Source organism: Nitrososphaerales archaeon (assembly GCA_025058425.1).
Classification (GTDB): Archaea; Thermoproteota; Nitrososphaeria; order Nitrososphaerales; family JANXEG01; genus JANXEG01.
This window is the reverse complement of sequence record JANXEG010000066.1, coordinates 1-6,634: the sequence shown is the minus strand read 5'-3', so window position 1 is coordinate 6,634 and position 6,634 is coordinate 1. Positions and strand designations below refer to the sequence as shown.

At 45.3% G+C, this 6,634-nt stretch carries 7 protein-coding genes; 1 reads left to right on the top strand and 6 read right to left on the bottom strand.

Annotation, left to right across the window (positions count from 1 at the left end; translation table 11 throughout):
• Positions 1 to 699: hypothetical protein (locus tag NZ896_06325; protein ID MCS7117065.1), on the bottom strand; the 699-nt coding region annotated here is incomplete at its 3' end.
• Between the two features lie 165 nt (positions 700 to 864).
• Positions 865 to 2,091 (bottom strand): ATP-grasp domain-containing protein, encoded by a 1,227-nt coding sequence (locus tag NZ896_06320; GenBank protein ID MCS7117064.1) that lies wholly within the window; start codon positions 2,089 to 2,091, stop codon positions 865 to 867.
• A gap of 41 nt (positions 2,092 to 2,132) precedes the next feature.
• Between NZ896_06320 and NZ896_06315 the strand changes: the two genes are divergently transcribed.
• Positions 2,133 to 2,858, top strand: coding sequence for a HisA/HisF-related TIM barrel protein (locus tag NZ896_06315; protein ID MCS7117063.1), 726 nt, complete (start codon positions 2,133 to 2,135; stop codon positions 2,856 to 2,858).
• Here the strand turns inward: NZ896_06315 and cofE are convergent.
• From cofE to NZ896_06295, 4 genes are all read right to left on the bottom strand, one after another.
• Positions 2,845 to 3,678 (bottom strand): coenzyme F420-0:L-glutamate ligase, encoded by an 834-nt coding sequence (gene cofE / locus NZ896_06310; protein MCS7117062.1) that lies wholly within the window; start codon positions 3,676 to 3,678, stop codon positions 2,845 to 2,847. The genes NZ896_06315 and cofE overlap by 14 nt on opposite strands.
• Positions 3,675 to 4,556 carry a RimK family alpha-L-glutamate ligase gene (locus tag NZ896_06305; protein ID MCS7117061.1) on the bottom strand — a complete coding sequence of 294 codons (882 nt, stop codon included), beginning with the start codon at positions 4,554 to 4,556 and terminating at the stop codon, positions 3,675 to 3,677. Before NZ896_06305 ends, cofE begins: the two co-directional genes overlap by 4 nt.
• A 258-nt stretch (positions 4,557 to 4,814) precedes the next feature.
• Entirely contained in the window at positions 4,815 to 5,789 is a 975-nt protein-coding gene (gene mch, locus NZ896_06300) for a methenyltetrahydromethanopterin cyclohydrolase (GenBank protein MCS7117060.1), read from the bottom strand.
• A 9-nt stretch (positions 5,790 to 5,798) separates the two neighbouring features.
• Positions 5,799 to 6,634 (bottom strand): formylmethanofuran dehydrogenase subunit C (locus NZ896_06295; protein ID MCS7117059.1); only part of this gene is annotated, 836 nt, incomplete at its 5' end.

Here is a 6,634-nt window from a genome sequence, read left to right as displayed (position 1 = left end):
ATCTAACGGGGATACGAGAGCGGTATGGGCGTCTAAACCAAGGGGGAAGGCATGAATCTTCTTACCATTAAGATCCGACCACTTCTTATACTTGTCCAGATTCCTATCAAGAATCGCGAGTGTAACTTCTATTGTATAAGCCCAGAGGGTCTGGACCGGCATCCTCTTTGCTTCCGCTTTGAAGTCCTTGAACCTCTTTTCGAAACGGTACATCTCGGTGAAGCCGATATCTGAAGTGTAGCAACCGTCCAATTCGCCCTTTGCGTAATTCTTCATACTCGCCACCGCACCAGGTGTTGGTATCACGGTGATTTCGTAACCTCGCATGTACCTGTTCAAGAGCGTGGCTATTCCGACGAGTGCTTTATGCCCCATCGTGCCAACAGAAGATGTCCCCCAACTGAACCTCTTCACTTGTGTAGGAGGTGTGGGCGAGGGTGAGGGTGTTGGTGTAGGAGAAGGAGTAGGAGAAGGTGAAGGTAAAGGTGCAGGCGTTGGAGTAATCGTCATGGTGACGGTCTTTGTTACAGTAGGTCCCGATAAGGTCTCGGTGATTGTCCTCGTAACAATTTCTTTAGCTGGTGGTAAAGATGCGTAGTAAGAAGCGACACCACCACCAGATATCGCTGCGCCTACGATGAAAGAGCTAAGATACTTTAAGTATTCTCTTCTTGATAATTTACTCTCTTCTGATGGCATGAGAGACCATACTACGGTGGATTATTTAAATTTAAGCTCTAAAAGTGGATCGCCTTGAGATTTTAATGGAACCGATATAACCGATATAGAAGATCATGTAGGAATCTATCGTCATTGCTGTAGCTAATATAACCAATACAAAAAATACCTCCTCACAACCATCTTTTAGGGATATTCTTTAGTGTCCATTACATCGATCAGGCCCTTCCTTACCTCTTCCAGAGAGGATTCGGCATTGGCAACACTCTCACCCCATCCTAAGATAAAGCCACAGTACGGCCCCCTCCTCCTGATCTTGAAGGGCGGTGCCAAGACACCATCCAGAGAGTAAGCCCTTAGGAGCCCCTCTCTATTCACATCCTTCATGTAAACCTTTGAAAATGATGCGTAACCATGTGTGTTGAACCTTTCTGGCAACTCATTATTCACGATAGAGTTTAATATCAGGGATGCGGGATTTTCACTACCTACAAACCTCAAGCCTACGTAAGATACCGTTAGGCGAGGGTTCACCTCCATTATTACAGGCCCGTCTGGTGAGAGGATTAAATCCACACCTACATAACCCCGAAGTCCTGAAATTAAATTTACAACATATTCACTCATTCTTAGGGCAGATTCACCATGCTCATGTATAAAGGGTACCATACCACCCATGTAACTGGGACTTTCATGAAGTACTATTCTCTGGAGATTCAAAGTCAGAGCCTTGCAACCTTTACTATTACAGATCAAACTCACACTCGCCGGGATACCGTGAATAAACTCTTGAATCAAGTAATCCTCACTGCTCGAAGCACTCTTTACCCGATCGAATGCGTATTCGACTCGATCGTAATCATTCACTATAGTTAAGCCGGAGCAACCTACACCATCTATGGGTTTAAACACGACTGGCAGACCTATATCCTTCACAACCCTGTAAGCAGAATTCAACCCATCGACAAATCTACACCTCTTCGTGTTCGGAATTCTGATCCGGGCCTTTCTTAAAGATTCGTACAATTCACCCTTATCGGAGCATAGACGTATAGCCTCTGAAGAACTATTCAACAGAATCGTGGGTAGGGATTCGACCATCTTTACAAGGTTGAATAGCGTACCTTGAGATTCTGGTGCTATGATGAGCGAGGCATCCGAATACTCTATTGCTTTCAAGATCGTCTTTTCGAACCCATCGCTGGATGAAACCGTTAGAATTTTATCGGCCTTGATGGGAGGGTTGAATTTCGCTATCCGATGATCGAGGATCGTTATAGTCGTATGGCCAGCTTCTTTAAAGTCTCTCAATATCGATGTGAGCATCGCGTAGCCTTCACTCAAGATGCTGGTATCGATAGGTTTATCGAGAAAGCCACCTCCTGAAATGTATTCGAATATAGCAACCTTCATATCTCTAAACCTCATAATTCATTCATAGTATATTGAAGATCGTGTCCGTTATAGATATTATGCGAGGCAAGGCTGTGCATGCGATCGGTGGGAAGAGGGATGAGTATCAACCGATAAGGAGTCCGATCTGTGCCACATCGAACCCCATCGATATCGCAAAGGTATTCAAGGATCTCTTCAATCTCGATGAATTGTATGTAGCGGATCTCGATGCGATCATGGGTAGAGGAAGCAATCTGGGCATCATTAGTAGGATATGCTCTGAAGTAGGTATGAAGGTTATGTTAGATTCTGGCATCAATAATGCTTCACATGTAGATGAAATATTCGATGCGGGTGTGAGTAAATTAGTATTAGGCACAGAGAGTATGACCACAATCAACCATTTAAGAGATCTGATAGGAAGTTTCGGTGGTGAGCAAATAGTACCATCGATCGATGTAGTAGATGGTAAAGTGATTTCGAAGTGCATGGGTTTAATGGGAGAGAGGCCAGCAAGGGTAGCTATGAAATTAGAATCGATGGGTGTAGTGGAGTTGATCCTTTTGGATATATCGAGAGTAGGTACGGAGAGGGGTGTGGATATGGGCTTAGTGAGAGAGGTTGTGAATGCGGTAAGGGTTCCAGTATTGGTTGGAGGGGGTATAAGAAGTTTAGATGATATACTGTGTCTAAAGAAGGAAGGTGCTTCAGGGGTGCTCGTAGCTACAGCACTGCACAAAGGGGCTTTAACGAAGGATGATATAGAGAAGGTTATGAAGGTTTAACTTTATGCTCAAGCCCTTCTACCTGTACCCAGCTACCGATGAATAGATCCTTCTCCTTCGGCCTTTGAATGAGCCTTGCAGAAGCACCTTCATCGATCTGATAGCGATAACCTCTTACTATAGCCACAGGTATCCTTTCGTCAGCGTTGCCCATGATCAGCTCCGCGGCCGAGGCCAATTCATCGGCAATAGCTATCATCTTCACCCGCAACCTTCTACCGAAGATATCGTTCTTGCCTCTTAGATCCAAGATTGGAGAGATGCCCGAGATACCTATCGCCACATTCACATAACCTCTTCTAAATGGGCGGCCGGTGGTATCGGAGATTATTACAGCCACATCACAGTTCGTAAGCTCCTTTATACGCATCCTAATTTTGTGGGCCGAATGGTCGGGATCGATAGGGAGTAATGTTGCTTCATCCATATTCGAAACATTCGATAGATCGACACCAGAGTAAGGGTAGATCCATCCCAACTTCGTCTCTGTGATGAAGTGGTTCTTCATAACTCTAATCAGCGATCTAGCCTCCTGTAAGGCCAATTCTATGTATTGAGGGGGTTTTTTGGTCAATTTTGCAACTTTGTATGCGAAATCTCTAGGCTTAACACTCTTCAAACTTACTATGCGGCCCTCAGCCTTTGAGACGATCTTCTGGCTCACTACGACCACATCGCCATTCATCAAAGGCGTCCCTTGAGATCTAGCCGCTTCACATATCAAAAGCCCGAGATCGTCACCCGGCTTTATCAAAGGGATATCCTTTACGCCTATCACGTGTATAATACGTAGATCTGATCGGTCTTCATCGAGGCTCATCTTTTCAACCTTTTTATCACACACTCTACGATCTTACCCGCTATATCAACCTTCGTCACGGACTGTAAACCTCTGAACCCCGGTTGGCTATTGATCTCATTTATAAAGTATCCATCTTTAGTCTCCAGTATATCTACACCAGCTACTATACATCCTAAAGCCTGAGTCGCTTTGACCGCCAACTCTTCAACATCCTTCGAAGGCTTATAAGGTATGGGTTGGGCACCTTGGCTGATATTCGTCTTCCAGCTCTCCGATCTCCTATACATAGCTGCTATAACTTCGCCATCGACGACGAAGGCCCTGATATCACGATTACCATGAGGTAAGAACTCTTGTGCGTAAAGCACGTTACGATTGTAATGGAGGGCATTGAAGATCCTCCTCGCGATTTCAAAATCGCTCACTCTGCAGATGCCCATACCACGAGAGCCGAAGAGCGGTTTTAATACGACATCGCCACCAATCTCGTTAAAGGCTTCCAGCATCTTCTCAGGGTTTTCACTCACGACCGTCCTCGGTACTGGTATACCATGCTCCTCCAAGATACTCAGTGAGTGATACTTGTTGACCGCCCTCTCGATGGCGAGGGGTGGATTCACTATCGTTACACCACTCCTCTCCAACTTGTGGAGGAAGTCGAGCCGAAAGATGATTTCATCGAGAGAGCCTCTGCCGATCGGTCTAACGATTACCCCTCTCACTTCTGAGATGAAATCTTCGTGGTTACGTACGGAGATGTATGGCTTGAAGCCTACACGTGCTATCAGGTCGGAGAATGAAAAGCACACGGGTTCGATGTTACGTTCGATCATGGCCTTCACTATCCTCGCTGAACACCATGAATTTTGATTTCTTGTCAGAAGGCCGAGCTTCAAGGTCAATTAGATAAGAGTATCGTTTAGGTATATTATCATATCGAATACTTAACGAATCGAAATTAAAGAGAAGGCTAAGAAATTAGATCATTTCAGATGATCGATTCTGCACGAATTATACCATAATGTATCGATGGAGAGATTAAGAAAAAAGAGGGATGAGATAACGTTCAGACTCGATACGATACCGATACCCATTTGAAATAAAATTTGGGGGTTTGAATATTTGAATAGGTATTAGGTATTAAGTGTTAGCCACTAGCTACGGATGGTCAGGTTTATAGATCTCTTCAGAATCTCTGGATTGATCTTACCATAGGTAAATATCCTTCCAGTCTTTGTATTATTCACAGTCACTACAGCGGGTGCGAATAACATCGGATCGATCTTGTAAAAGTCGAAGCCTGCTTCCTTGAAGATTTCGTAAAATGGCCTTCCATACGCACTTGAAGATGATGATGGTGCTTTCTCTAGAATCTTTACCAATTCTTCCTCGTTATCATACTCCACCTCGTAGTACGTTGTACATCCATAGAGGAGCATATCGTTTGTGCGGCCCATCGCCTGGGCGAACTTTGGATGTATCGGTGCGATGGGAGCTTGGCCGAAGCCACATTTTATCTTACTCAGATCCATGCCGAGCTCCATAAATTTGTGCAATCCGGCCTCGATCGATCTACCAGATATCTGTACAGAGCCGGCGATGCTCGATGTCGGTGCCACTACTGCATATACATTCTTCGGCTCAACCTTACACTCCTTCGCTATATACTCGATGGCTTCTGGGGTCGGTTTTTCATTGGCTTCTAAAACGATTATGGCAACGTTCGATTCATCTTTATACTTGATCTTCTCATACAATTCTTTAGGCTTTAATGATAGGGCTCTTGCCGGGCCCGAGCCCATCGCAAAGTACTTTCCCACAGATATCCTCCAGCCCGCATATTGGGAGCCGAGTAGTGCGATCGATGGATAGTCACTGGCCACACAGATCGTTGGTAAGATCAATCCATCGTAGTTGGCGAGTGTCAATGAAACCTCTGCCAAACCTCCCAAGCAGATCTCGGTCATATACTTACCAGCCAAGTAACCTCCCTTTGCATTGATACCCGCATCTATGATTGTAGCACCATTCTCAGACTTCTCCACGATTATATTCAATTCGACCTTCTTCTCGATCATCTCTTGAACGATCTTCAATGCGAGTGCATTTACACTAACATTCATACTCATACTCATCACCTACGGTATATACTGCTCGTAACGTTTTAAATGTTGATTCTTATTCACACTTATAAATAGGTTTCCTCTGCCATCCTCTACATAATCGCCATTGAATAGGTAGAATGGGCCAGATATTCTATCACCATCTATCCTCACACTACCTCTAATCTCCTCGATTCGAAAACCGGGCAGTATCGATGGTATGTAGCCCAGTATTACGATCCTACCGCCCTTCATGCCAGCCCCAGCCCTACCACCACAATCGCCCGATACCAATATAGATCCACCTTGCATATGGGGGCCTATAAAGATCCCGGCATTGCCCATGATCTTTACGGTGCCGTTCTTCATCCAACCACCCACCTCATTCGCTGCATTACCATGCACGATTATCGTACCACCCTCCATACCACTCCTAGCGCCACGGTAAGAGGAGGCGAGGAAGTCACCAGCATTGCCCATGATCTCGATCAAACCTCCCTTCGCACCCACACCAGCCCAAGGCCCAGCATCACCATTGACCATTATCACACCCCCACGAATACCTTCACCCACGTATAGGCCTGCAGGACCATTCACCACGATCTTACCGTTCGACATATCCTTGCCGATCCTCCTCGCCTTCGATAGATCCCCATTGATTATAATATTCGTCTCGTTCGCTGTCGATCCAGCCTCACCCTTTACATCGAAGACTTCACCGAGAGATACCTGTTTATTCCCTCTCCACAGCTTCAGTGAAGAAATCTCATTGATAGATCTTCCGGCGAAGTTATCTGGCGAAATTACCGATGCATCCAACGGTACTTTAAGGTTATACTTGAGTGTGAGAATTATTTCGGCCATCATGATCA